This is a genomic window from Microlunatus soli, assembly GCF_900105385.1.
Classification (GTDB): Bacteria; Actinomycetota; Actinomycetes; order Propionibacteriales; family Propionibacteriaceae; genus Microlunatus; species Microlunatus soli.
The window spans coordinates 923,165-946,800 of the sequence record NZ_LT629772.1 but is presented as its reverse complement, the minus strand read 5'-3'; the positions used below and the strand labels follow the sequence as shown (position 1 = coordinate 946,800).

Here is a 23,636-nt window from a genome sequence, read left to right as displayed (position 1 = left end):
CGTCGTACCTCAGGCTCACGGGTTTCCCTCTCCCAGGCGGTCGAGCTACATGCTATGCGCCCGCAACCGCCCGCGCAGGCGCTGACGAACCCTGATCTCTGGCCCGACCTCTGGACGGTGCGACGACACGTGTCGTTCGAAGATCGGGAGTCAGTGGAGGCAAAACTGGTCTCAGTGGGGGGAAATGGAGTACAGTGGCGCGAAATGGAGGAGATCGGGCCAAGATGACGCAGTTCGGAACCGTGGTGGAGCTGGGAGGTGCAGGCCGTGTTTCTCGGTACGCACACCCCGAAGCTCGACGACAAGGGCCGGCTGATCCTTCCCGCCAAGTTCCGCGAAGAGTTGGCGGAGGGGCTGGTCATCACCCGTGCGCAGGACCGGTGTCTGGCGATCTATCCGATGTCGACCTTCGTCGAGATGACGAAGTCGATCTCGGCGGCACCGACCAGCGTCAAGCAGGTCCGGGACTTCCAGCGGATGCTCGCCGCCGGCGCGTCGGACGAGACACCCGACAAGCAGGGGCGGATCACCATTCCGCAGCAGCTCCGCGGCTACGCGGGACTGGAGACCAACGTGGTGGTGGTCGGTGCCATCAACCGCGTCGAGGTCTGGAACACCAGTGCCTGGGAGGAGTACTCCGGGGCTCAGGAATCGGCATTCGCCGAGATGAACGAAGAGGTATTCCCGGGCATGTGAACACACCGTGATCGCTGCACCGGGCTGAAAGACCCCCGTCCGCGGGGTGCACGGCTCGTGTCTTCAGGCTTCAGCCCTGGGATCTGACTCCCTGGCGCAACTTCCCCGGCGCCAGGTAGTACTTCCCGCAGATCCAGGGCTGAAACCCGAGGACACGAACCGTGCTCGGCACAAGCAGTCGCGAGGGTAGGTAAGGGTCGAGATGGCAGCGCAGGGTCCGTGTGTGCGCAGGAGCAGCCGCAATGGCTGATGCCGCATCCCCTGACCGCACGCCACCCGGTGGCGACCAACACATCCCGGTGATGCTGGAGCAGATCGTCGACCTGCTCGCGCCCGCGCTGGAGTCCTCTCCCGAAACCGAAGCCCCGATCCTGGTCGACTGCACCCTCGGCCTCGGTGGCCATTCCGCGGCGTTGCTCGCGGCCTGCCCACAGGCCCGGTTGATCGGCCTGGACCGCGACACCCAGGCGATCGCCGCCGCCGGTGAGCGGTTGGCGGCCTACGCGGACCGGATCGAGTTGGTGCACGCGGTCTACGACGAACTTCCCGAGGTGTTGGCCGAGCGTGGCATCACCGCCGTCCAGGGCGTACTGCTCGATCTGGGGCTGTCCTCACTGCAGATCGACCGCGCCGACCGCGGTTTCGCCTACGCGCGCGACGCACCGCTGGACATGCGGATGGACCAGACCGCCGACCTGACCGCCGAAGAGGTGGTGAACAGTTACTCCGCCGCGGAGTTGACCCGGATCCTGCGGGACTACGGCGAGGAACGCAGCGCACGGCGGATCGCCGACGCGATCGTCGCGCAGCGGAGGACCGAACCGATCAGCAGCTCCGCCCGACTGGTGCAGATCATCTCCGGCGCCGTCCCGATGGCACTGCAGCGGTCCGGCGGGCACCCCGCCAAGCGGACCTTCCAGGCGCTGCGGATCGAGGTCAACCACGAACTCGAAGCGCTGCGCGGTGTGCTGCCCGCAGCGGTCGCCGCGCTGGACGTCGGCGGCCGGATCGCGGTGCTGGCCTATCACTCCTTGGAGGACCGGTTGGTCAAACAGGTGCTCCGGGTCGCCGCCAGCGATCGGGCGCCGCGCGGCCTGCCGGTGGTACCGCCCGAACTCGGCCCCGAGCTGCGGCTGCTGACCCGTGGCGCCGATCGGCCGGACCAGACCGAAGCGGACAGCAATCCCCGGGCGCGGTCGGCACGGCTGCGCGCGGCCGTCAGGATCGCGCCGGCCCGAGGACGGGCGGCATGACGTACGGCAACAACCACCCCGAGGAGGCGAAGCGATGAGTGCCCTGTGGGCCGACGATTCCCGACGATTCGGACTGCGGAGTCCGGGGTCCGGCCGTGCCCGGAAGGCCACGCGTCGATCGCCGGGCCAGGAGCCGCGGAAGTCCTCCGGTTCGGGAGCCTCGAGCCGCGTCGCCGCACCGGCCAGGCTTGGCCGGGTCCCGTTCGTCCTGGTGTTGATCGCGGTCTTCGGTATCGGGATGGCCGGGCTGCTGGCGCTGAACACCACGCTGCAGGGACAGGCCTTCCAGGCCGGCCGACTCCATCAGCAGGCCAATCAGCTGACCTACCAGCAGGCCTCTCTGGAACGCAGGGTGGAGGAACTGCGGTCGATCGACAACCTCGCCGCCCGGGCGTTCGGGATGGGCATGCGGCCGAACCCACGGCCGGGATTCGTCGAGGTGCCGTCCGGCAAGGTCGACTACAAGCCGAAGCCGGTGACCGGCGACGAAGTGCCCGGCCTGGTCAAGACGCCGGAGCAGATCCAGGCCGAGCAGGAGGCCGCCGAAGCCAAGAAGCAAGCGGCGAAGGCCAAGAAGCAGGCCGACGCGGCGCGTCGCGAAGCCGAACGGGCCGAGAAGAAGCAAGCTGGCAACCAGGCGGCCGGGGCGTCGGAGAACAAGACGAAACGTACGGACGGACGGGGCTGATCGGTGATGGGTGAGCGACGGCAGCATCCTTCCCAGCGCGGCAAGCAGAATCCGAAGAAGGCGGCGACCGGCGCGACGAAGCGGACCGCCGGCGGGCGGACGCTCCGCAACGGACAGTCCGCCGGCAGTGCGAAGAGCGGGGCACGCAAGCAGACAGCACGGGCGACCACCGCGAGGTCGGGTGCAGCGGCCCGCCCCAAGATCAAGACCGGTACCGGTCGGACCCGGTCCGGCAAGATCAACTCCGTAGCCGGCAAGATCAACTCGGGTCGGCCGCGGAAGAAGCGGGCCCTGCGGATCCCGTTGGGCTCGGCCGCCCGGCGGGTGCGGGTGATCGGCATCGTGATGGCGATCGCCATCTCGCTGTGCGCCGGCCGGCTGTTGCAGTTGCAGGGCTTCGATTCCGCTGCCTACGGAGCGATCGCCAGCGCCAACCTGACCACCAAGACCCCGCTGCTACCGGCCCGGGGTGAGATCACCGGCCGGGACGGCACGGTGCTGGCCGGCACCGAGCCGGCCGTCGACATCACCGCCGACCCGACCCTGACCAGTCAGGACTGTGCGGGCAATTACGTCGGCAAGCTGTGCGGACTGAACGAGGCCACCAAGATCGCCCAGATCATCGGCGCCCACACCAAGATCGACATGAAGAAGACGATCAGGACGCTGACCACCACCAAGCAGCCCGACGGCGATCCGTTGCGGTTCGCCTACGTCGTGAAGAAGGTGCCGGCCGACGTCTACAGCGACATCGCCAACGAGCTCGATGCGCAGAATCTGCCCGGCATCTACCGGGAGAGCAACCCGATCCGGACCTACCCGTCGGGCAGCATCGCCTCCAACATCGTCGGCTTCGTGAACTCCGAGAACAAGGGCCAGGCCGGCATCGAGTGGTCGATGAACCGCGAGCTGGCCGGGGTCGAGGGTTCGGAGCAGTACGAGAGCGCCCCGAACGGGAGCAAGATCCCGCTCGGCGAGAGCACGGTCACGCCGGCCAAGAACGGCACCAACTACCAGCTGACGATCGATCCCTCGCTGCAGTGGGTGGCCCAACGTCGGCTGGACGCGCAGGTCGCCAAGACCGGCGCCAAGTCCGGCATGTTGATCAGCATCGACGTCAAGACCGGGCAGCTGCTGGCCGCAGCGCAGTCCCCGGGCTACGACTCCAACGCCCCGGGTGCGGCCAGCGCCGATGATCTTGGCAACCGGCCGGTCAGCCAGGCCTACGAACCGGGCAGTGTGGAGAAGGTGCTGACCGCGGCAGCGTTGCTGGACAGCGGGACCGCCACCCCGGAGACCCGGGTCACGGTGCCGCCGACCATTGCCTCCGGCGGCGGCCGGATCAAGGACGCCGAGCCGCACGGCACCGTCAACTACACGATGCGCGGGATCATTGCGAACTCCTCCAACATCGGCACCCTGATGCTGGCCCGGCAGATGGACAAGAAGACCCTGCACGACTACCTGTCCAGCTTCGGGCTCGGCAAGACGACCGGCGTCGGGCTGCCCGGTGAGGCGACCGGCACACTGCCCGGAGCGGACATGAAGGACTACACCCGCGACCAGATCGCTTTCGGGCAAGGCCTGTCGGTGACCGCGGTCCAGGAGGCGGCAGCGATCGCCGGCATCATCAACGGTGGTGTCTACCACGCGCCGTCGGTGATCGAATCGGCGTCCAACGCCGACGGCACTCCGGTCGACGTCGACCACCCGGCGGGCAAGCGGATCATCTCGGAGAAGTCCTCGGCACAGATCCGGGACATGATGGAAGCCGTCGTGACCCGCAACGAGATCAGCCAACAGCTGCTGATGCTGGACGGCTACCGCAGCGGCGGCAAGACCGGCACCGCCCAGCGGTACGACCCGGACTGCGGTTGCTACAACGGCTACGTCACATCGTTCGTCGGCTTCGCGCCGCTGGACGATCCGCGGATCCTGACCTACGTGGTCTTCGACAAGCCCAAGCGCGGCGACTCCGGCACCGGCACCGCCGGCCCGGTCTACACCGACGTGATGGACTACGCGCTGCCGCGGTACGGCGTGAAGCCCGACATGAAGAGCAAGAAGTGGGGTGCGGCCCAGATGGACCGCCCGCTGACCTGGTGACGTGCAGAACAACGTGAAGGGTTCCCCGATCGCCAAGATCTCTGACCTGGTCGCCGAGGTCCCTGACCCGGTAGCCAAGGCCCCTGAGCCTGTCGAAGGGCACACCCGACCGAGCACGCTGGGCTGGGTGCGGCCCGGTGTCCGGCACTCCACCGGGCTGGGCTGGTTCGGGTCGCGTTCGTTTGGTCCGGCCGGTGCCGATCGGGGTACCGTTCACGCCGTGCCAGCCGCAGCATCCGATCCCGTTCGCCGACCCGGGCTTCGCCCGATCCGGACCGAGCCCTATCCGTTGTCGAGACTGGCCGAACAGCTCGACCTGCAGCGCACGGTCGGCGATCTCGGGGGAGTGCAGCTGACCGGCGTCGCCTTCGACTCACGGTCCGTCCGGGCCGGCGATCTGTATGTCGCGCTTCCCGGGGCCAAGACCCACGGCGCCCGCTTTGCGCCGGCGGTCCTGGACGCCGGCGCGGTTGCGGTGCTGACCGATCCTGCCGGTGCGGACCTGCTGGCCGCAGCGGGCGAGCCTGCGCCGCCGCTGCTGGTGGTCGGCGATCCGCGGCAGGCGATGGCGACCGCTGCTGCGGAGGTCTACGGCCGGCCGGCGACCAAGCTGGCGATGCTGGGGATCACCGGCACCAACGGCAAGACCACCACCAGTTACCTGCTGGCCGCCGCATTGGCCGCCGCGGGGCGGAGCTGTGGTCTGATCGGCACCCTGGGCTACTTCCTGGACGGCGTCGAGATCGCCGCCGACCGGACCACCATCACCACTCCCGAATCGCCCGACCTGCAGGCGCTGCTGGCGGTGTTGGTCGAACGCGGCGCGGACACCGTGGTGATGGAGGTTTCCTCGCACGCGTTGGCGCTCGGGCGGGCCGACGAGATCGTCTTCGACGTCGCGGCCTTCACCAACTTCGGCCGCGACCATCTGGACTTCCACGGCACCGTCGAGGCCTACTTCGAGGCCAAGGCGCAGCTGTTCACCGCAGCCAGGGCCCGTCGGGCAGTGATCAACATCGACGACGACCGTGGATCCGAGCTGGTCTCCCGTTCGGTCGCCGAAGGGCTCCGGGTCGCCACGACGAGTTTCAACGGTGCCGCGGGCGGCGGTTCGGGTGATCACTTCCGGTGCCTGAGCTACACCGCCGAGGGTGATCCGACGCCGGTCCGGATCGCCACCCCAGACGGGGAATTGGACTTCCGGCTCGGACTGACCGGTTCGTACAACGCGGCCAACGCGATCACCGCGCTGGCGATGCTGGACGGCATCGGTGTCGACCTCGGCGCCGCCGCGACCGGGCTGGCCGACGTGTCGGTACCCGGCCGGTTGCAGCGGGTCGATCTCGGAGCCGGCGCACCGCGGGCATATGTCGACTTCGCCCATACGCCGCAGGCCGTCGGGTCGGTGCTGAGCGAACTGCGGATGACCCTTCGACAAGCTCAGGGACCTGTCGAGGGCCCTGAGCCAGTCGAGGGTCCTGAGCCTGTCGAAGGTCCGCTGACCGGGCGGCTGATCTGTGTCGTCGGCTGTGGCGGCGACCGGGACCCGGAGAAGCGCGGACCGATGGGGGAGGCGGCGGCCGAACTGTCCGACGTGGTGATCATCACCGACGACAACCCGCGGACCGAGGATCCGGCCGCCATCCGGGCGGCCACCCTGGCCGGCGCCCGCCGCCGAGCAGCGGTCGGCGATCGTACGGTCACGGTGCTGGACGGCGGCGATCGCACGACGGCGATCCGGCAGGCGTTGCGGATGGCCGATGCAGCCGACGTGATCGCCCTGCTGGGCAAGGGACATGAGCGCGGCCAGGAGATCGGCGGTCAGGTGTTGCCGTTCGACGACACCGACCAACTGGTCAGCGGCTGGCAGCAGCAGCGAGATGGTCGGACGAAGGCAGATTCATGATCAACAACACCGTCGGCGAGCTCGCCGAGCTGATCGGTGCCCGGGTCGTCGGCGAGGGTGACCTGCAGGCACCGGTCGGGGATCTGGTCTACGACTCCCGTTCGGTCTCGCCGGGCAGCCTGTTCGTGGCGTTCCTCGGGGAGCGGGTCGACGGCCACGACTACGCCGTCCGTGCCTGGCAGGCCGGTGCGGTGGCCGCCATCACCCAGCGGCCGGTGGCCGGCGGGCTGTGCCTGGTGGTGGACGACCCGCAGACCGCGATGGGCCTGATCGGACGGCACGTGGTCGCTGCCGCCAAGCGCGGTGGCTTGCGGGTGATCGGGATCACCGGGTCGGCCGGCAAGACGACCACCAAGGACCTGCTGGCCCAGATCCTGGAGCGGGCCGGTTCCGTGGTCGCGCCCCGGGAATCGATGAACAACGAGATCGGTCTGCCGGTGACGGCGAGCTGGGTGACGACCGACACCCAGTTCCTGGTCTCGGAGATGGGAGCGAAGGGGATCGGACACATCGGCTACTTGTGCTCCATCACCCCGCCCGACATCGGTCTGGAGCTCAACGTCGGCGTTGCCCATCTGGGCAAGTTCGGCAGCCAGGATGCGATCGCCGAGGCCAAGGGCGAGTTGGTCGAGGCGCTGCCCGCCGACGGCCGAGCGGTGCTGAACGCCGGCGACCCGCGGGTCTGGGCGATGGCCGGTCGGACCACCGCACCGGTGCTCGGCTACGCCGTCGAGGGCGACCGGTTGCCCGACGGCGTCGTGCCCGAGGTGTACGCCTCGGCGCTGGCCGCTGATGATCTTGATCGTTGGGCGTTCGAGCTGCGGATCGGCGACCGTACGATGCCGGTCCGGCTCCGGATCCTGGGCCGACATCAGGTCGGCAACGCGGTCGCCGCAGCCGCCGCCGGGCACGCCGCCGGTGTCGATCCGCAACTGATCGCCGACACCCTGAGCGGCGTCGGACTGCGTTCGCACTGGCGGATGGAGTTGCACGAGCTGTCGGGTGGCGCGGTGTTGATCAACGATGCCTACAACGCCAACCCGCCGTCGATGCAGGCCGCTCTGACGACGGTCGCCAGTATCGGGAGCCGTCTGCAGCAGGCGGGCCGGCCGGCCCGGTTGACCGCCGTGCTGGGTGAAATGTTGGAGTTGGGAGAGGATTCGGTGGAACTGCATCGCGGCGTCGGCCGGATGGTGGTGCAGGCCGGCATCGACCGGTTGATCACCATCGGTGCGGGCGCGGAGCCGATCGCCGACGGAGCGCTGGCGGCCGGGATGGCTGCCGACGCGATCGAGCGGGCCACGGACAAGTCGGCGGCGGCATCGCTGCTGGGGAACAACGGGGCCGGTGACGTGCTGCTGATCAAGGCTTCCCGGGACGTCGGTCTGGAAACCCTCGGCGAGCAGTTGGTCGGCGCGTCGGCCACCGAGGCCTGATCCGTGATCGCCATTGCGATAGCCGGGGTGATGGCTCTGTTCGGAGCCTTGTTCGGGACCCGACTGGCCATCGGCCTGTTCACCCGTCTGGGCCTCGGTCAGCCGTTCCGGGACGGCACCCCGGACAGTCACCAGATCAAGCGGGGCACGCCGACGATGGGCGGGGTGGTGATCATCGTCGCGGTCGATCTGTCCTACCTATTGGCGAAGTTGATCACCATGGAGAAGCCCAGCATCTCTGCGGTCCTGGTGCTCTTCCTGATCAACGGGCTCGGCGTGATCGGCTTCCTCGACGACTGGCTCAAGGTGACCCGGCAGCATTCCCGCGGGCTGCCGGGGATGCTCAAGATCATCGGCCAGTTGCTGATCGGTGGCGTCTTTGCCGTCGGGGCACTGAGCTTCCCGGACCGGCGTGACCTGACGCCCGCCTCGCCGTTCATCTCGCTGCTCCGGGACATCCCGCCGCAGCTACCGCTGGTGCTGGTGGTGATCTGGATCCTGCTGATGATCGTCGGCGCCAGTAACGGGGTCAATCTGACCGACGGTCTGGACGGACTGGCCGCCGGATCCTGCACAATGATCTTCGGTGCCTACGCGTTGATCAACATCTGGCAGTACAACCAGTCCTGCGCCCGGTTCGCCTCGGCCGGCCCGAACTGTTACGAGGTCCGCGACCCCTACGACCTGGCGGCGGTGGCACTGGCGCTCGCCGGCGCCTGCTTCGGCTTCCTGTGGTGGAACGCCAAGCCGGCCAAGATCATCATGGGTGACACCGGCGCGCTCTCGCTCGGTGGTGGGCTGGCGGCGTTCGCGATCTTCAGCCGGACCGAGCTGCTGCTGATCCTGCTCGGCGGGCTGATGGTGATCGAGGCCGGCTCGCTGATCCTGCAGACCAGCTACTTCAAGGCCACCCGGCGGCTGACCGGCACCCCGAAACGGCTGTTCAAGAACTCGCCGCTGCACAATCATTTCGAGATGCTGGGCTGGGGCGAGGTGACGATCGTGATGCGGTTCTGGATCATTGCCGGCCTCTGCGTCGCCGGTGGTCTCGGGATCTTCTACGCCGAATGGCTGGTCCGATGACGTACCCGACCCTCCGCACCGGTTGCGTACCTTCGCACCGTGCACACAGGGTGCGAAGGTACGCAACTGGTGCGGCGTGGGTCTGGAGTGGTGTGAGAGGGAGCAGGGGTGAGCGATGACGGGCACGGATGAGCTGGCCGCGCTGAACGGTGCGAGCGACTGGAGCCGGTTCCGGGTGGTGGTCGCCGGGCTGGGCGTGGCCGGGTTCGCCGCCGCGGACGGGCTGATCGAGTACGGCGCCCGGGTCACCGTGCTGGACAACGCCGATTCCGGGCCGGTGGCCGAGCGGGCCACGCTGCTGGAGACGCTCGGCGGCACCGTACGGCTCGGGCCGGGCAGCACCGATCGGCTACCGGCCGATGCCGACCTGGTGATCACCACCGGGCTGCCGCCGCATCAGCCGATGATGCTGGAGGCGGCGGCCCGCGGCGTACCGGTGTGGAGCGAACCGGAGCTGGCCTGGCGGCTGATGCAGCCCGAGAAACAGATCCCCTGGCTGGGGATCACCGGCACCAACGGCAAGACCACGACGACCGAGATGCTGGCTTCGATGCTCACCGCGGCCGGGCTGCGGACGGCTGCGGTGGGAAACATCGGCCGGCCGCTGACCGAGATCGTGCTGGACCCCGAACCGTACGACGTGCTGGCCGTCGAGCTGAGTGCGCAGCAACTGCACCGCACCAACAGCCTGTCGCTGCATTCGGCCGCCGTGCTCAACCTGCATCCCGACCACCTGGAGTGGCACGGCAGCGAGCAGCAGTACGCCGCCGACAAGGCGGTGATCTTCCACAACGTGCAGCACTCCGCGGTCTACAACGTCGCCGAGGAGGTCACCCGGCGGATGGTCGAGGAGGCCGACGTCGTCGAAGGGGCACGGGCGATCGGCTTCACCCTCGGCGTACCGAAGGTGGCGATGCTCGGCGTGGTGGAGGACATCCTGGTCGACCGGGCCTTCATCGAGCAGCGGCAGACCTCGGCGGTCGAGTTGGGCACCCTGGCCGACATCGCCCCGGACGCGGCCGGCGCCGGTTCGGCACCGCACAACGTGGCCAACGCGTTGGCCGCGGCCTCGCTGGCCCGATCCTTCGGGGTCAGCCCGACCGCGGTTCGCGACGGGCTGCGCGCGATGCGGGTCGGCGGGCACCGGATCCAGACCGTCGGCGAGATCGGCGGGGTGCGCTACATCGACGACTCCAAGGCCACCAATCCGCATGCCGCACACGCCTCGCTGACCGCGTTCGACTCGGTGGTCTGGGTGGCCGGCGGCCAGGCCAAGGACGTCACTTTCGACGAGATGGTGACCGAGCACGCCGAACGGCTCCGCGGCGCGGTGCTGTTGGGGGTCGATCGGGACCGGATCGCCGAGGCCCTGGCCCGACACGCGCCGCAGGTCCCGGTGATCAGCGTGCCGGACACCGACACTGGTGCCATGGCTCGGGTCGTCGAGGCGGCCGCGTCGTTGGCTCGCCCCGGCGACGTGGTGCTGCTGGCCCCGGCGTGTGCGAGCCGGGACATGTACACCGATTACGCCGAGCGGGGCGACGCCTTCGCCACGGCGGTCCAGGGCTTGGCTGCCCGAGGGGAGTGACTCAGGTTGAGCGCCACCAGCGACGTACGGCCATCCCGGACCAGAACGGGCAGGGCCCGATCGGGCGGTAAGAGTTCGTCGTCGCGTCCGACCTCGGCCTCGAAGACGGCCGCGACCCCGACGGCCGGTCGGTTGGACTGGCTGCGGACGATGCTGGACAAGCCGCTGGCCAGCTTCCATCTGGTGCTCGCCTCGGCCGGCCTGCTGGTCGCTCTCGGGCTGATGATGGTGCTGTCCAGTTCCAGCGTGTACGCCTACCAGAACAACGACGACGCCTACTACTACCTGAAGCGGCAGGCGGTGTTCCTGGTCGTCGGGCTGATCGCCGCGTTCGTGGTCACCAGGATGTCCCGCTCGATGCTGCAGGTGGTCGGCTGGCTGGCACTGTTCGTCTCGGCGGCGCTGTTGATCCTGACCTACACGCCGCTGGGCGTGACGGTGAACGGCAACCAGAACTGGCTGGAGCTGGGCAGCCCGATGCTCCGGCTGCAACCGTCAGAATTCGCCAAGCTCGCGATGATCGTCTGGGCCGCGGACGTGCTCGCCCGCAAGGACAAACTCCTTGATCAACCCAAACACCTGCTGATCCCGTTCCTGCCGGTCACCGGCCTGATGATCATGCTGGTGGTGTTCCAGGGCGACGCCGGGACCGCGGTCGTGATGGCCGGCATCGTCGCCGGTGTGTTGTGGATCGTCGGGGCACCGATGCGGATCTTCGCCTCGATCGGAGTGCTCGGCATCGCCGGCGTCGTGGTGCTGTTCATCAGCAGCCCGAACCGGATGACCCGGCTGTTCGCCTTCCTCAACCCGGCCGCCGACACCGCCGGCGCCAACCTGCAGTCGACGGTGGCGATGCGCGGCATCGCCTCGGGCGGCTGGTGGGGTGTCGGACTCGGCGCCAGCCGGCAGAAGTGGGGCAGCCTTCCGGAGGCGCACACCGACTTCATCTTCGCCGTCATCGGTGAGGAACTCGGTCTGTTCGGCAGTCTCGCCGTCCTCGGGCTGTTCCTGGTGCTCGGCTATGCGGGCCTGCGGATCGCGGCCCGTTCCGACGACCGGTTCTCCCGCTACCTCGCCGCCGGTGTGACGTCCTGGTTCATGGTTCAGGCACTGATCAATCTCGGTGTGGTCCTGCGACTGCTGCCGATCGCCGGTGTGCCGTTGCCGCTGCTGTCCTACGGTGGTTCGGCGTTGATGGCCAACGTGATCGCGGTCGGCGTGCTGGTGTTCTGCGCTCGCAACGAGCCGGCCGCTCGCAAACTGCTGTCCAAGGCCCCCAAGCCGGTGCGGCCGGAGATGACCACCGTGGTCGACGGTCGCGGTCGGAAGCGGAACACCGGCCGATGAACGATCGCACCTCGGGGCAGTCCACCGCGCGCGACCATCGGGTGGCCGGCGTACATCGCGTCGTGCTCGCCGGCGGCGGGTCGGCCGGGCACACTTCGCCGCTGATCGCCACCGCCGAGCAGCTCCGGATCCTCGAACCGGGCATCACACTGACCGCGATCGGCACCTCCCGCGGCCTGGAGACCACCACCGTTCCGGCGGCCGGGCTGCCGCTGGAGCTGATCCCGCCGGTGCCGATGCCCCGCAAGCCGGGCGCCGACCTGGCCAAGCTGCCGTTCCGGCTCGGTGCCTCGATCTCCGCAGCGGCGGCGATCCTGCGCAAGACCGACGCCGACGTGCTGCTCGGCTTCGGCGGCTACGTCTCGACACCGGCCTACCTCGCGGCCCGGCGGCTCGGGATCCCGATCGTGATCCACGAGCAGAACGCCCTGCCCGGGCTGGCCAACCGGCTGGCCGCCCGCTTCACCCGGCACGTCGCGACCTCGTTCCCCGACACCCCGCTGCCGCATGCCCGATGGATCGGCTTGCCGCTGCGCAGCGCGATCACCGAGCTGGCCGACGCCGACGACCAGACCCGGCAGCGGCTCAAGAGCGAGGGACGTTCGGCGCTCGGGCTCGACCCGGACATGCCGACCCTGCTGGTCACCGGCGGATCCCAGGGCGCGCTGCGGATCAACCGGGCGGTCGTCGACGCCCGGGCCGGCCTGCTGGCTTCGGGGATCCAGATCCTGCACGTGCTCGGCGGCCGGAACATCACCGACGCCGATGTCGCGATCACCGACCCGCAGACCGAGGCGCGCTATCTGCCCGTCGGCTTCGTCGAACGGATGGAACTGGCCTATGCCGCGGCCGATCTGGTGCTCAGCCGCGCCGGTGCCAGCTCGACCCTGGAACAGGCATTGCTCGGTCTGCCGTCGCTGCTGGTCCCGTACGCGGTCGGCAACGGCGAACAGGCGCGCAACGCGACCTCGGTGGTCAAGGCGGGCGGAGCCAAACTCCTCGACGACGCCACCCTCACCGGTGACATCCTGGCGACCGAGGTGCCGGCGATCCTGGACGACCCGGCGGTGCGGACCGCGATGTCGCAGGCGGCGCGTAGCGTTGCCTCGGCCGACGCCGCGTCGGCGTTGGCCCGGCTGACCCTCGAGGTCGCCGCCAGCAAGCAGAAGACGTCCGGGGAGCAGCGATAGCCGTGGCATTGATCGAACCGACCGTGGTACCAGACCCCGACCAGCTCGGTCCCGTGCACTTCATCGCGATCGGCGGCTCCGGGATGAACGGCGTGGCCACCGTCTTCGCCCAACGCGGGATCGAGGTCAGCGGCAGCGACCGCAACGACTCCGACTACCTCAGGTCGCTGGCCGCGCTCGGCGTCCGGACCCACGTCGGACACGCAGCCGAGCAGTTGGGGGATGCCCGTACGGTGGTCGCCTCGTCGGCGATCCGGGACAGCAATCCGGAGCTGGCACGGGCCCGGGAACGCGGTCTCACGGTGCTGCACCGCAGCGTCGCGCTGGCGTCGTTGATGTCCGGCAAGCGGGGCATCTCGATCGCCGGCACGCACGGCAAGACCACCACGACGGCGATGACGGCCCACCTGCTGACCGCGCTCGGTGCCGATCCCTCGTACGTGATCGGGGGAGCGCTGCATCACCCCTCGACGGGCTCAGCGACCGAGGACAGGTCGGACTCAGGGACCGAGAAGGGTGACGCGGCCGAGCACCCGAAGACCGGCGGACATCTGGGATCGGGACCCGACTTCGTGGTCGAGGCCGACGAGTCGGACGGCTCGTTCCTGCAGTATCCGACCGAGATCGCGGTGATCACCAACGTCGATCCCGATCACCTGGTCAACTGGGGCACACCGGACAACTACCGGGCCGGCTTCCTCCGGTTCGTCACCACGCCGCATCCGACCGCGGACGGCAGCAGGGTCAGACTGCTGGTGATCAGCGCCGACGAGCCGGGAGCGGTGCAACTCACCGAGCAGGTCCGTGCCCACGGTGCTGCCGGCGAACCGATCCCCGAGATCGTCACCTTCGGCCACGACGCCGATGCCGACATCCGGATCAGCGACGAGTCCTTCGCCGACCTCGGCTCCCGGTTCACCCTGACCGACGGGGAACACTCCGGACCGGTGCGGCTGGTCGTTCCGGGCGACTACAACCTGTGGAACGCCGCCGCCGCCTACGCGGTCGCCACCCGTACCGGCCACCAGCCGGCAGCAGTCCGCGAGGCGCTGAGCAGCTACCCCGGCACCTACCGGCGGTTCCAGTTGGTCGGCAGCAACGGTGGTGTCCGGGTGTTCGACGACTACGCACACCATCCGACCGAGGTGGCCAACACCGTGAAGGCCGCCCGAGCCGCCGTCGACGACAGCGGCAGTGGCCGCCTGGTCGCGGTGATGCAACCGCATCTCTACACCAGGACCCGGGACTTCTGGCGCGAGTTCGGCGCCGCCCTGCAACCTGCCGACGAGGCGGTGGTGATGGACGTCTGCGGTGACCGGGAGGACCCGATCGACGGCATCACCGGCAAGCTCGTCGCCGACGCGGTCCCGGCCGGCAGCGCCCACGTCACCTACGAACCGGACTGGGATGCCACCGCCGCGACGGTTGCCGGCATCGCCCGACCCGGCGACCTGGTGATCACCCTCGGCTGCGGCGACGTCACCAAGGTGGCCCCGCTGATCGTGAACGAGCTCGGCACCCGCTCCGGTGACCCGGGCTACGGAGACCGCGGCCCGGCAGGCCGGGAGGCGACCGGCGATCCGACGGCGGCGCGATGACCATCACCCGCGAGGATCTGCGGATCCGACACGACGACGATCCCGATCAGATCGAACGGCGGGCCCGCCGGCGTCGGCTGCTGCTGGCCGTCCTGGTGCCGTTGCTGATCCTGGTGCTGATCGCCGCAGCGATCTGGGTGGTCGGCTTCTCCTCGCTGCTGGCCGTCTCCCGGGTCCAGGTCAAGGGCGCCAAGCAGCTGGACGAATCGGCCGTCGTCGAGGTCGCCGCCGTACCGAAGGGCGCACCGCTCGCACGACTGGACGTCGACGCCGTCCAACAGCGGGTCGCCGGGATCGGCGAACTGGAGTCGGCCCGGGTCAGCAGGGACTGGCCGCACACGGTGCGGATCGATGTCGTCGAACGCACCCCGGCCTACGCCGTGAAGCAGGGGAACGGTTACCTGCTGGTCGATCGACATGGCGTCGGCTACCAGACCGTGACGTCGCCGGCGGACGAACTGCCGAGGGCCACGGCGAACAGCTCCCAACCGCAGCTGCTGAAGGCGTTGGCGACCGTCGTCGCCGCCCTGCCGAACTCGTTGCAGCGCAAGATCGAAACCATCCAGGCACCGACCAGGGACTCGATCCAGCTCAAGCTGAAGAACGGCGACGTCGTCTTCTGGGGCAGTGAGGATCAGTCCGCGCTGAAGGCGGAGGTGGTGGCCCCACTGCTCAAGCAGCCGGGCACCCACTTCGACGTCTCGGCACCGGGCAATCCGGCGATCCGCTGAGGCCCCTTACCCGACTCCGGTTTCATGATCAACTAGCCGTCAAGGTCAAGTAGAACTTGAGACAAATATGGGCTCTGACACACCGATCTCGCGCCCAAGGTATGTCGTGTGGACTTTCCCGATGCAGACCTCATAACGTGACGTGCACGCCTCGGTCTGGACGTTGGACTTCTTCCCCGTGGACCTCAGGTCGAGACTGACCCGCAAGCAGCGCCGCGGGCCGGTCGAGATCGTCTGATCCGAGCGTCGAGACCTCCCACAGGGGGTTCAGGGCGGGGCATCGACAGACATGCAAGAGCTACGAACCGTTGCACATACCCGGCAGCGAGAAGAGGCGGGATCAAGTGGTCACTGCATCGCAGAACTACCTGGCGATCATCAAGGTGGTCGGGGTCGGTGGCGGCGGAGTCAACGCCGTCAACCGGATGATCGAGGCAGGTTTGCGAGGCGTCGAGTTCATCGCGGTGAACACCGACGCCCAAGCCCTGCTGATGAGCGATGCCGATGTCAAGCTCGACATCGGCCGCGACCTGACCCGCGGTCTCGGCGCGGGAGCCGATCCGGACAAGGGTCGGCAGGCCGCTGAAGATCATTCCGACGAGATCGAGGAGGCGCTGAAGGGCGCCGACATGGTCTTCGTCACCGCCGGTGAGGGTGGCGGCACCGGCACCGGCGGCGCGCCGGTGGTGGCCCGGATCGCCCGATCGCTCGGCGCATTGACCATCGGTGTGGTGACCCGGCCGTTCAGCTTCGAGGGGCGGCGTCGCTCGGTGCAGGCCGAGGAGGGGATCAACAACCTCCGTGAAGAGGTCGACACCCTGATCACCATCCCCAACGACAAGCTGTTGGCGATGACCGACCATCAGGTCGCCATCCTGGACGCCTTCAAGCAGGCCGACCAGGTGCTGATGCAAGGTGTCTCCGGCATCACCGACCTGATCACCACTCCGGGCCTGATCAACCTCGACTTCGCCGACGTCAAGTCCGTGATGTCCAACGCCGGCTCGGCGCTGATGGGTATCGGTTCGGCCCGCGGCGAGGAACGCGCCCGCGCTGCCGCCGAGATGGCGGTCTCCTCACCGCTGCTGGAGGAGAGCATCGACGGCGCCCGGGGCGTGTTGCTGTCGATCGCCGGCGGTTCCGATCTCGGCCTGTTCGAGGTCTCCGCGGCCGCCGACCTGATCCAGAACGCGGCCCACGAGGAAGCCAACATCATCTTCGGTACGGTCATCGACGACGCCCTCGGCGACGAGGTCCGGGTCACCGTGATCGCCGCCGGCTTCGAGGACGGCCATCCGCCGCGCCGCCAGCCCGGCGTCGGACGAACCGCCGTCCGCTCGGGACAGCAGCAGGGTCAGGCCACCGGCAACCAGTCCCGCCCCGCACCGACGTCCACCGGCGCACCGAACAGCGGCGCCGGTGCACCGGCACGGCAGCCGGCGCCGGTCGGGCAGCAGTCCGGCTTCGGTCAGGGTTCCGGCCAGCCGTCCGGTTTCGGTCAGGGTTCCGGCCAGCAGTACGGCGGTCAGCGTCCGGGGCAGCAGGGTGGTAACGCTCAGAACGGTGGCCAGCAGGCCGCCGGGCAGGGCAACGGCCGGACGCCCGGACAGCAGGCCGGCAGCCAGCAGGGAACCGGGCAGCAGGGTGGCCAGCCGGGAAATGGTCAGCAGGGCCGTCCGAGCGGTGCGCCCGCGGCGCAGCCCGGCCAGTCCGGCCGGCAGAGCCCGTTCAACCCGCCGGCGTCCAACGGCTTCGGGCCGCGCACCAATCAGCCGGTGGAGGACGACGACGACCTGGACGTTCCCGACTTCCTGAAGTAACGCCGGCTTCGTGAAGTACCAACAGCTTCATGAGTGAGGCAGCTTCATGAGTAACACAGGCGACCGGGCGGGTGGTGATCGTGGACGAGGAAGCCGCGATCGCCACCCGGTCGGAGGGTTCGGCACCGATTCGGCTCCGGCGGCCGGACGCGTACCGCTGAAGCTGCCTGGGAGACCGCTGAACAATCTGCCCTGCTGCGCGGGCGCTGTACGCACCGCTCGCGACGGGCACATTTGTTCAGCAGCCTCCTAGGCGTGTCGGGCGTCGGTTCGGTCGCAGCGGCCGGACCAGCCGGTAGGGTCGAGCGCGAACGTATCTGGAGCGGAGAGGTCACAGGAAAGATGGCGGATAGGCTGAAGCGGGCGGCGGCGTGGCTCGGTCTCGTCACCGACGACCGGTACCCCGAATACGACGACAACGAGCCGACCGAGGGCGTCGCCCGAGAGGACCTGTTGGCCGAGTCCGAGGGGCAGTCGCGCCAGTCCTCGGGGTACGGCCAGGGCGCCTCGTCGGACCACAGCCAGGACCAGCGGTCCAACGGCGCAAGTGTCACGCCGCTGGAGACCCGCCGCGAACCGGCCGGTCAGCCGACCGCGCACAGCAACGCGCAGCCGGTGGTCACCGGCAACCAGCAGACAGCCGCCGCGCAGGCGGTCGTCGAAGCACCAGCACCTCAGCAGGAGAGAGCCGACTTGTCCCGGATCGTCACGGTTCATCCCCGGTCGTTCAACGACGCCCGGACCATCGGCGAGCACTTCCGTGACGGCGTGCCGGTGATCATGAACCTGACCCAGATGGAAAATGCCGACGCCAAGCGCCTGGTCGACTTCGCGGCCGGGCTGATCCTCGGCCTGCGCGGCAACATCGAACGCGTCACCAGCAAGGTCTTCCTGCTCTCCCCGGAGAACGTCACCGTGACCGCCGAGGACAAGGAACGGATCGCCGGCGGCTTCTTCAACCAGAGCTGACCGGCGCCGCCGAACGTTCGGCGAGCGGGATTCGGGGAGCTCTCCGGGTCGCCTGACCCGGACGACCCGCTGATCTCCGCGTACTCTGGAGTCGACAACGGCAGGCGAGCACAGAGAGTCACGAGGGCAGCATGCAGGCGATCTTCGGAATGATCATCTACTTCATCTTGTGGCTCTTCCTGTTGTTCATGATCGGACGGATGATCCTGTCCTGGGTCCCGGTGCTGGTCCGCGACTGGCAGCCGCGCGGAGCGCTGTTGGTGGTCGCGGAGGCGATCTACACCGTGACCGACCCGCCGCTGCGGCTGCTCCGCAAAGTGCTGCGGCCGGTCCGGATCGGCAACATGATGCTGGACATCGCCTTCCTGGGGCTGTGGCTGGGCGTCATCATCCTGATGCGGGTCAACGCCTACGTGCTGCTGACCTGATTCTCACCCCGACATTCTCACTGCGACCGGGACGCGCTACGGGGTCGAGTGGCCCCGTACGGCGCTAGCGTGGCAGTCCTGCCCAGCACCGCATCCCGGGGAGAATCGAGAATGTCCGATGTGCTGAACGAGATCCGCAACGTCCGGTTCCGGATGGCCAAGCGCTCCGGGTACGAGGTGGTCGACGTGGACGAGTTCATCGACCTGGTCGAGCAACACGTGACGGCGCTGCTCCAGGAGAATCGGCTGTTGCGCGCCGACGTCGAGCGGCTCCGCCAGCAGCTGCCGCAGTGAATCGACAGTTGCCGCAGTGATCTGTCGGTGGCGCTCGAGCCCGGTCCCGCAGGGCCTGCCGTTCGAGTCCGCGCTGTCGGTACCGAGCGGAGTGGACCGGACGGGGTGAATCGGTCCGGACGAAAACTTGTCAACCGTGATTCGCTCACAGTCGCGTGGATTAGGTACGGTAGGTGGGTGTGCCCTGGTTGATCGGGCGTGAACGATGGTCAAACCGGGCGTTGAAGCAGGCAGTGCCTGTCAAGAACAGCAACTTTCAGAACCTGAGGTGAACGATGTCGCTGACTCTGGACGAGGTCCGGAACATCAAGTTCCGGATGGCCAAGAGGTCCGGCTACGAGGTCTTGGATGTCGACGAGTTCGTCGACCAAGTCGAAGCGTCCTTCGAGCAGTTGCAAGAAGAGAACGCCAACCTGAAGCGCCAGGTCGAATCGCTCAAGGCGACCGCCGGCTCGACCGAGAAGGCCGCCGAGCGGCAGCCCGCGGCCGCGGCACCGTCGTCGTCTGTCGCGAACGCCTCCGGTGCGGAGCGGCTCGTCGTCACCACCAGCGCTGAGGCCAGCCCGGCCGTCGTCCGACTGGTGCAGATGTCGACCGAGCAGGCCGAGAGCCTGGTCGCCGAGGCGGAGGCGCAGGCGAGCCAGATCAAGTCCGACGCCGAGCGCACCAGCAAGCAGGTGACCACCGACGCCACCACCCGCGCCGAGCGGGTGGAGAGCGAGGCACGGGTCAACGCCGAGCGGATCCGCTCCGACGCGCAGAACCGCGCCGACAGTCTGGACCAGGACACCGAGGACAAGCGTCGCGAGCTGTTCAGCGAGCTGGAGAAGCAGCGTGACCAGCTGGTCCTCTCGGTCTCCGAGCTGCGGAAGTTCGAGAGCGACTTCCGACAGAACATGACCAATGAGCTGAAGAGCCACATCGACTCGCTGAGCTCCGGCCGCGCCGAGCCGCAGGGGTCGACGCCGAAGCTGCTGTCGGAGACCAATGCCCAGCCGAGTCGCGGTGCGACCGGGTCGGGGTCGACCGGGAGTTCCGGCAACTCCGGGTCGGGCAAATCGTCCTCGGGTAACGCAAGTGGCAACGGTTCCAACGGCAGCCGGGCCGCCAATCAGCAGTCCAGCACCGACAAGGCGTCCGACAGCAGCAGCGCCGACAAATCGCAGGGCTCCTCGGAGACCCCGCGGTTGGACGCCCTGCTGGGCGAGCAGCACTGAGCAGACCTGTTTCGTCCCGGACCGATGGCGCCCATCGGCCCGGACGATCCTGATCGATCATCGACACCGAGTCGTTGCCGAATGGGCCCCACTGCGGGCCCATTCGGCGTTTCTGTGCTCGGATACCGGTGAAAACCCCTGAAGTTACCGAAACATGCGGTTTATTCATTGAAGAAACCCACGTTGGGCCCTACTGTTCGTGAGACTTCCTCGCATCCGCCGTACGGAGCATGAAGGGGCCTCGATGATGACCGCCAACGCGACAAGATCTGCCGCTACGAGTCGACGATCGGTGCCCGGTCCGAAGACCGGGAGCGGTGCCACGCCGGCAGCAGCGCGCGCGGAGAGCCGCGCCGCAGGCAGGACGGGGACGAAGGCCACGGTCCTGGCACAGGCTTCGGCCGCGAAGACGACGGCGACGAAACGGACGTCCACGAAACAGGCCACGGGAACGAACGGCGCATCGGCAAAGAAGACCCAGACGAAGAAGGCCCAGGCGAAGAGGGCCCAGGCGAAGAAGGCCCAGCCGACGAAGGCCCAGCCGAAGAAGGCCCAGCCGACGAAGGCATCGGAAAAGGCGAAACCGGCTGAAAAGACGTCGGCAAAGCAGCCGGGGACGAAAGCCACGGCAAAGAAGACGGCGACAAAGCAAACTGCGGCAAAGAAGACGACCAAGAGCCCGGCAAAGCGCGTGGCGACGAAATCCTCTCACTCAAAGGCCGCCCAAGCCGGCACCGGCGAGACAAAATCGACCGGGACGAAGTCGGCTGCTACCAAAGCGGCGGTGAAGAAGGCCGCGACGAAGAAGACGGCCACCAAGCAAGCCGGGACAAAGCGAGCGGCGACACCGAAAGCGGCCACCCGGAAGCCCGCCTCGACGTCCGACGCGGCGGCCGAGCCGACCACCGGTCGGGCAGTACCGTCCCGGACCAAGTCGTCGGCCTCGGGAGATCAGGCCACATCAGAAGTTCAGACCACATCAGAAGTTCAGGCCACATCAGAAGTTCAGGACAGACAAGACAATGGTTCCGCAGCGACGCTGAACACCGATGTTGAGAATTCGGCCCGAAAGCCGACCAAGACGAAGAAGATAGGGACCGTGACGAAGACATCATCGGCGACCGCAGGTTCGCCACCTTCCGAGACCGCCGATCGGGGCGCGACCGCGACGGCGAGTTCGACCATCGACCCGTCCGTCGCCACCGGCGCCGGGACCACAGCGGCCGACCTGCCGATCCGGCCGGGCGAGGATCCGTGGACCGCAGAGGAGCTGCAGGAGGTCCGCGACGAGCTGGAAAGCGAGATCGCCCGGCTGGCCGATCAGATCGAGGTGTCGGAATCGGAGCTGGTCGGGCTGCTCCGGGACGGGAGCGAAGGTGCCGGCCGCGATCCGGCCGACGTCGGCTCGACCAATTTCGAACGTGACCACGAGATGTCGCTGGCCAACAACGCCCGTGAACTGCTCGACCAGACTCGGCTCGCGCTCCGACACATCGCCAACGGGACCTACGGTGCCTGCGACAACTGTGGCAAGCCGATCGGTAAGGGGCGGCTGCAGGCGTTCCCGCGTGCCACACTGTGTGTGGAATGCAAACAGCGCGAGGAACGTCGATAACCGAGTCCACTCCCAGCAGCAGCCGCCGGCGAGCACCGAGCCGGTGGCTGTTTGCTGCCGTCGCGCTGGTCGGCCTGGCGCTGGACTTCAGCACCAAGCAACTGGCGGTCGCCCACCTGGACCCGGCCGATCCGCCGTCGCTGTTGGGTGGATTGATCACGCTGCAGCTGATCCGCAATTCCGGTGCCGCGTTCAGCCTCGGTGAGAACTACACGATCGTGTTCACCGTGCTGGCGATGGCGGCGCTGCTCTTCGTGCTGTTGGTGTTGCTGCGACGGATCGCCCATCTCGGGTGGGCGGTCGCACTCGGTCTGCTCACCGCCGGGGTGGCCGGCAATCTCACCGACCGGATCTTTCGCCCGCCGTCGCCGTTCCACGGCCACGTCGTCGATTTCGTCCAGTTACCGCATTTCGCGATCTTCAACGTCGCCGACATGTGTGTCACGGGTGCTGCCGCGCTGATCCTGATCCTGGCGATCTTCAAGAACGTCTCACTCGGTGGCGTCCGGTACCCGACTCGAGCCGAACGAGAGGCGTCGGAGACGGCCGTAGCGGGCGCGACCGTGGTGGAGGGCACGACCTCACCGGCGGATCTCGATGATCAGCGGCAGGCAGGCAAGGACTCCGCGGCCGAGGACGGCACTGACCTGGACAGCTCGCGATGAGCGAATCGAAGACCGTCCTGGTCCCCGACGGGCTGGAGGGTGAGCGGGTCGATGCCGCGGTGGCCCGGATGCTCGGGCTGTCCCGCAGCAAGGTCGCCGACCTGGCGGCGTCCGGAGCCGTCCGGGTGGACGGGGCGCCGGCCGCCAAATCGGACCGGGTGCTCGCCGGATCGCTGCTGGAGGTCGACCTCCCCGATCAGCGGGCCGGCGTGCCGGTCACGCCGCAGGTGGTGGCCGGAGTCCGGATCATCCACGACGACGACCACATCGTGGTGGTCGACAAGCCGGTCGGAGTCGCCGCCCATCCGAGCCTGGGATGGGACGGGCCGTCGGTGACCGAGCATCTCGCCGGTGCCGGCTTCCGGATCTCCACCTCCGGGGCCCCGGAACGTCAGGGTGTGGTGCAACGGCTGGACGTCGGCACCTCCGGACTGATGGTGCTGGCGAAGAGCGAACGCGCCTACACCGTGCTGAAACAGGCGTTCCGAGATCGTACGGTCGACAAGACCTACCACACCCTGGTGCAGGGCCATCCCGATCCGTTCGAGGGAACGATCGACGCCCCGATCGGTCGGCATCCGGGTGCGGACTACAAGATGGCGGTGATGGCCGGCGGCCGGCACAGCGTCACCCACTACACCACCCTGGAGGCGCACCGCGGCGCCTCCCTGCTCGAGGTCAAGCTGGAGACCGGGCGGACCCATCAGATCCGGGTCCACATGGCTGCCATCAAGCACCCGTGTGTCGGCGACCCGACCTACGGCGCCAATCCCAAGCTGGCCGCCGAGCTCGGGCTGATCCGGCAATGGCTGCACGCCGTACGGCTCGGATTCGTCCATCCGGCGACCGGTGACTACGTCGAATACGCATCCGACTATCCCGACGATCTGCAGCAGGCCCTGGAGCTCGTCCGCGCCGGCTGATCGGTCGGATCGGGGCTGCGGACCGCCGCCGAGGTCCCGTTCCGCGGTCCGCTGTGCTCCTTCTCAGTCCGACGTAATAGGGT

The 23,636-nt window shown here is 68.3% G+C and carries 20 protein-coding genes; all 20 read left to right on the top strand.

Features of this window, described 5'->3' with window-relative positions:
• Nucleotides 1-267 precede the first annotated feature (267 nt).
• Nucleotides 268-696 carry a division/cell wall cluster transcriptional repressor MraZ gene (gene mraZ, locus BLU38_RS04440; protein ID WP_091531915.1) on the top strand — a complete coding sequence of 143 codons (429 nt, stop codon included), beginning with the start codon at nt 268-270 and terminating at the stop codon, nt 694-696.
• A gap of 242 nt (nt 697-938) precedes the next feature.
• Entirely contained in the window at nt 939-1,949 is a 1,011-nt protein-coding gene (rsmH, locus tag BLU38_RS04435) for a 16S rRNA (cytosine(1402)-N(4))-methyltransferase RsmH (RefSeq protein ID WP_091520492.1), read from the top strand.
• A 34-nt stretch (nt 1,950-1,983) separates the two neighbouring features.
• Complete coding sequence (locus BLU38_RS04430) at nt 1,984-2,637, top strand: type IV pilus modification PilV family protein (protein WP_091520489.1); 654 nt, start codon at nt 1,984-1,986, stop codon at nt 2,635-2,637.
• Nucleotides 2,638-2,643: 6 nt separating this feature from the next.
• The gene (locus BLU38_RS04425) at nt 2,644-4,743 is read left to right on the top strand and encodes a peptidoglycan D,D-transpeptidase FtsI family protein (RefSeq protein WP_091520484.1); all 2,100 of its coding nucleotides are present in this window, start codon (nt 2,644-2,646) and stop codon (nt 4,741-4,743) included.
• Nucleotides 4,744-4,963: 220 nt separating this feature from the next.
• Entirely contained in the window at nt 4,964-6,649 is a 1,686-nt protein-coding gene (locus tag BLU38_RS04420) for a UDP-N-acetylmuramoyl-L-alanyl-D-glutamate--2,6-diaminopimelate ligase (protein ID WP_231920171.1), read from the top strand.
• Complete coding sequence (locus BLU38_RS04415; RefSeq protein ID WP_091520480.1) at nt 6,646-8,085, top strand: UDP-N-acetylmuramoyl-tripeptide--D-alanyl-D-alanine ligase; 1,440 nt, start codon at nt 6,646-6,648, stop codon at nt 8,083-8,085. Before BLU38_RS04420 ends, BLU38_RS04415 begins: the two co-directional genes overlap by 4 nt.
• 30 nt (nt 8,086-8,115) lie before the next feature.
• The gene (gene mraY / locus BLU38_RS04410; RefSeq protein ID WP_407939695.1) at nt 8,116-9,168 is read left to right on the top strand and encodes a phospho-N-acetylmuramoyl-pentapeptide-transferase; all 1,053 of its coding nucleotides are present in this window, start codon (nt 8,116-8,118) and stop codon (nt 9,166-9,168) included.
• Between the two features lie 115 nt (nt 9,169-9,283).
• On the top strand, nt 9,284-10,756 hold the full coding sequence (gene murD / locus BLU38_RS04405) for a UDP-N-acetylmuramoyl-L-alanine--D-glutamate ligase (RefSeq protein WP_091520473.1): 1,473 nt from the start codon (nt 9,284-9,286) through the stop codon (nt 10,754-10,756).
• Nucleotides 10,757-10,762: 6 nt separating this feature from the next.
• Complete coding sequence (ftsW, locus tag BLU38_RS04395; protein WP_231920170.1) at nt 10,763-12,103, top strand: putative lipid II flippase FtsW; 1,341 nt, start codon at nt 10,763-10,765, stop codon at nt 12,101-12,103.
• Nucleotides 12,100-13,293 (top strand): undecaprenyldiphospho-muramoylpentapeptide beta-N-acetylglucosaminyltransferase, encoded by a 1,194-nt coding sequence (murG, locus tag BLU38_RS04390; RefSeq protein WP_091520463.1) that lies wholly within the window; start codon nt 12,100-12,102, stop codon nt 13,291-13,293. The genes ftsW and murG overlap by 4 nt, the downstream gene beginning before the upstream one ends.
• A gap of 2 nt (nt 13,294-13,295) precedes the next feature.
• Nucleotides 13,296-14,891: a UDP-N-acetylmuramate--L-alanine ligase gene (murC, locus tag BLU38_RS04385; protein ID WP_091520459.1), complete on the top strand. Its 1,596-nt coding sequence runs from the start codon at nt 13,296-13,298 to the stop codon at nt 14,889-14,891.
• Nucleotides 14,888-15,622: a cell division protein FtsQ/DivIB gene (locus tag BLU38_RS04380; RefSeq protein WP_091520455.1), complete on the top strand. Its 735-nt coding sequence runs from the start codon at nt 14,888-14,890 to the stop codon at nt 15,620-15,622. Before murC ends, BLU38_RS04380 begins: the two co-directional genes overlap by 4 nt.
• A 344-nt stretch (nt 15,623-15,966) precedes the next feature.
• Nucleotides 15,967-17,442 (top strand): cell division protein FtsZ, encoded by a 1,476-nt coding sequence (gene ftsZ / locus BLU38_RS04375; protein WP_091520452.1) that lies wholly within the window; start codon nt 15,967-15,969, stop codon nt 17,440-17,442.
• A gap of 342 nt (nt 17,443-17,784) precedes the next feature.
• A complete protein-coding gene (locus BLU38_RS04370; RefSeq protein WP_091520448.1) occupies nt 17,785-18,411 on the top strand; it encodes a cell division protein SepF in 627 nt (208 codons plus the stop codon).
• Between the two features lie 131 nt (nt 18,412-18,542).
• Nucleotides 18,543-18,839: a YggT family protein gene (locus BLU38_RS04365; RefSeq protein WP_091520445.1), complete on the top strand. Its 297-nt coding sequence runs from the start codon at nt 18,543-18,545 to the stop codon at nt 18,837-18,839.
• Nucleotides 18,840-18,950: 111 nt separating this feature from the next.
• Nucleotides 18,951-19,133, top strand: a complete 183-nt coding sequence (locus BLU38_RS04360) for a DivIVA domain-containing protein (RefSeq protein WP_091520441.1) — start codon at nt 18,951-18,953, stop codon at nt 19,131-19,133.
• Between the two features lie 275 nt (nt 19,134-19,408).
• Nucleotides 19,409-20,350 (top strand): DivIVA domain-containing protein, encoded by a 942-nt coding sequence (locus BLU38_RS04355; protein WP_091520436.1) that lies wholly within the window; start codon nt 19,409-19,411, stop codon nt 20,348-20,350.
• Between the two features lie 1,183 nt (nt 20,351-21,533).
• Nucleotides 21,534-21,965, top strand: a complete 432-nt coding sequence (locus BLU38_RS32275) for a TraR/DksA family transcriptional regulator (protein WP_231920371.1) — start codon at nt 21,534-21,536, stop codon at nt 21,963-21,965.
• Nucleotides 21,938-22,630, top strand: a complete 693-nt coding sequence (locus BLU38_RS04335; RefSeq protein ID WP_091520420.1) for a signal peptidase II — start codon at nt 21,938-21,940, stop codon at nt 22,628-22,630. The genes BLU38_RS32275 and BLU38_RS04335 overlap by 28 nt, the downstream gene beginning before the upstream one ends.
• Complete coding sequence (locus tag BLU38_RS04330; RefSeq protein ID WP_091520416.1) at nt 22,627-23,553, top strand: RluA family pseudouridine synthase; 927 nt, start codon at nt 22,627-22,629, stop codon at nt 23,551-23,553. The genes BLU38_RS04335 and BLU38_RS04330 overlap by 4 nt, the downstream gene beginning before the upstream one ends.
• Nucleotides 23,554-23,636 lie beyond the last annotated feature (83 nt).

Bases quoted from the DNA above. Each gene is read 5' to 3' on its own strand.
- BLU38_RS04360 (WP_091520441.1), top strand. From the start codon at position 18,951: ATGTCCGATGTGCTGAACGAGATCCGCAACGTCCGGTTCCGGATGGCC.
- rsmH (WP_091520492.1), top strand. From the start codon at position 939: ATGGCTGATGCCGCATCCCCTGACCGCACGCCACCCGGTGGCGACCAA.
- BLU38_RS04335 (WP_091520420.1), top strand. From the start codon at position 21,938: ATGCAAACAGCGCGAGGAACGTCGATAACCGAGTCCACTCCCAGCAGC.
- BLU38_RS04425 (WP_091520484.1), top strand. From the start codon at position 2,644: ATGGGTGAGCGACGGCAGCATCCTTCCCAGCGCGGCAAGCAGAATCCG.
- BLU38_RS04380 (WP_091520455.1), top strand. From the start codon at position 14,888: ATGACCATCACCCGCGAGGATCTGCGGATCCGACACGACGACGATCCC.
- BLU38_RS04330 (WP_091520416.1), top strand. From the start codon at position 22,627: ATGAGCGAATCGAAGACCGTCCTGGTCCCCGACGGGCTGGAGGGTGAG.
- murD (WP_091520473.1), top strand. From the start codon at position 9,284: ATGACGGGCACGGATGAGCTGGCCGCGCTGAACGGTGCGAGCGACTGG.
- BLU38_RS04355 (WP_091520436.1), top strand. From the start codon at position 19,409: ATGTCGCTGACTCTGGACGAGGTCCGGAACATCAAGTTCCGGATGGCC.
- BLU38_RS04430 (WP_091520489.1), top strand. From the start codon at position 1,984: ATGAGTGCCCTGTGGGCCGACGATTCCCGACGATTCGGACTGCGGAGT.
- BLU38_RS04365 (WP_091520445.1), top strand. From the start codon at position 18,543: ATGCAGGCGATCTTCGGAATGATCATCTACTTCATCTTGTGGCTCTTC.
- BLU38_RS04370 (WP_091520448.1), top strand. From the start codon at position 17,785: ATGGCGGATAGGCTGAAGCGGGCGGCGGCGTGGCTCGGTCTCGTCACC.
- BLU38_RS04415 (WP_091520480.1), top strand. From the start codon at position 6,646: ATGATCAACAACACCGTCGGCGAGCTCGCCGAGCTGATCGGTGCCCGG.
- mraY (WP_407939695.1), top strand. From the start codon at position 8,116: ATGGCTCTGTTCGGAGCCTTGTTCGGGACCCGACTGGCCATCGGCCTG.
- murG (WP_091520463.1), top strand. From the start codon at position 12,100: ATGAACGATCGCACCTCGGGGCAGTCCACCGCGCGCGACCATCGGGTG.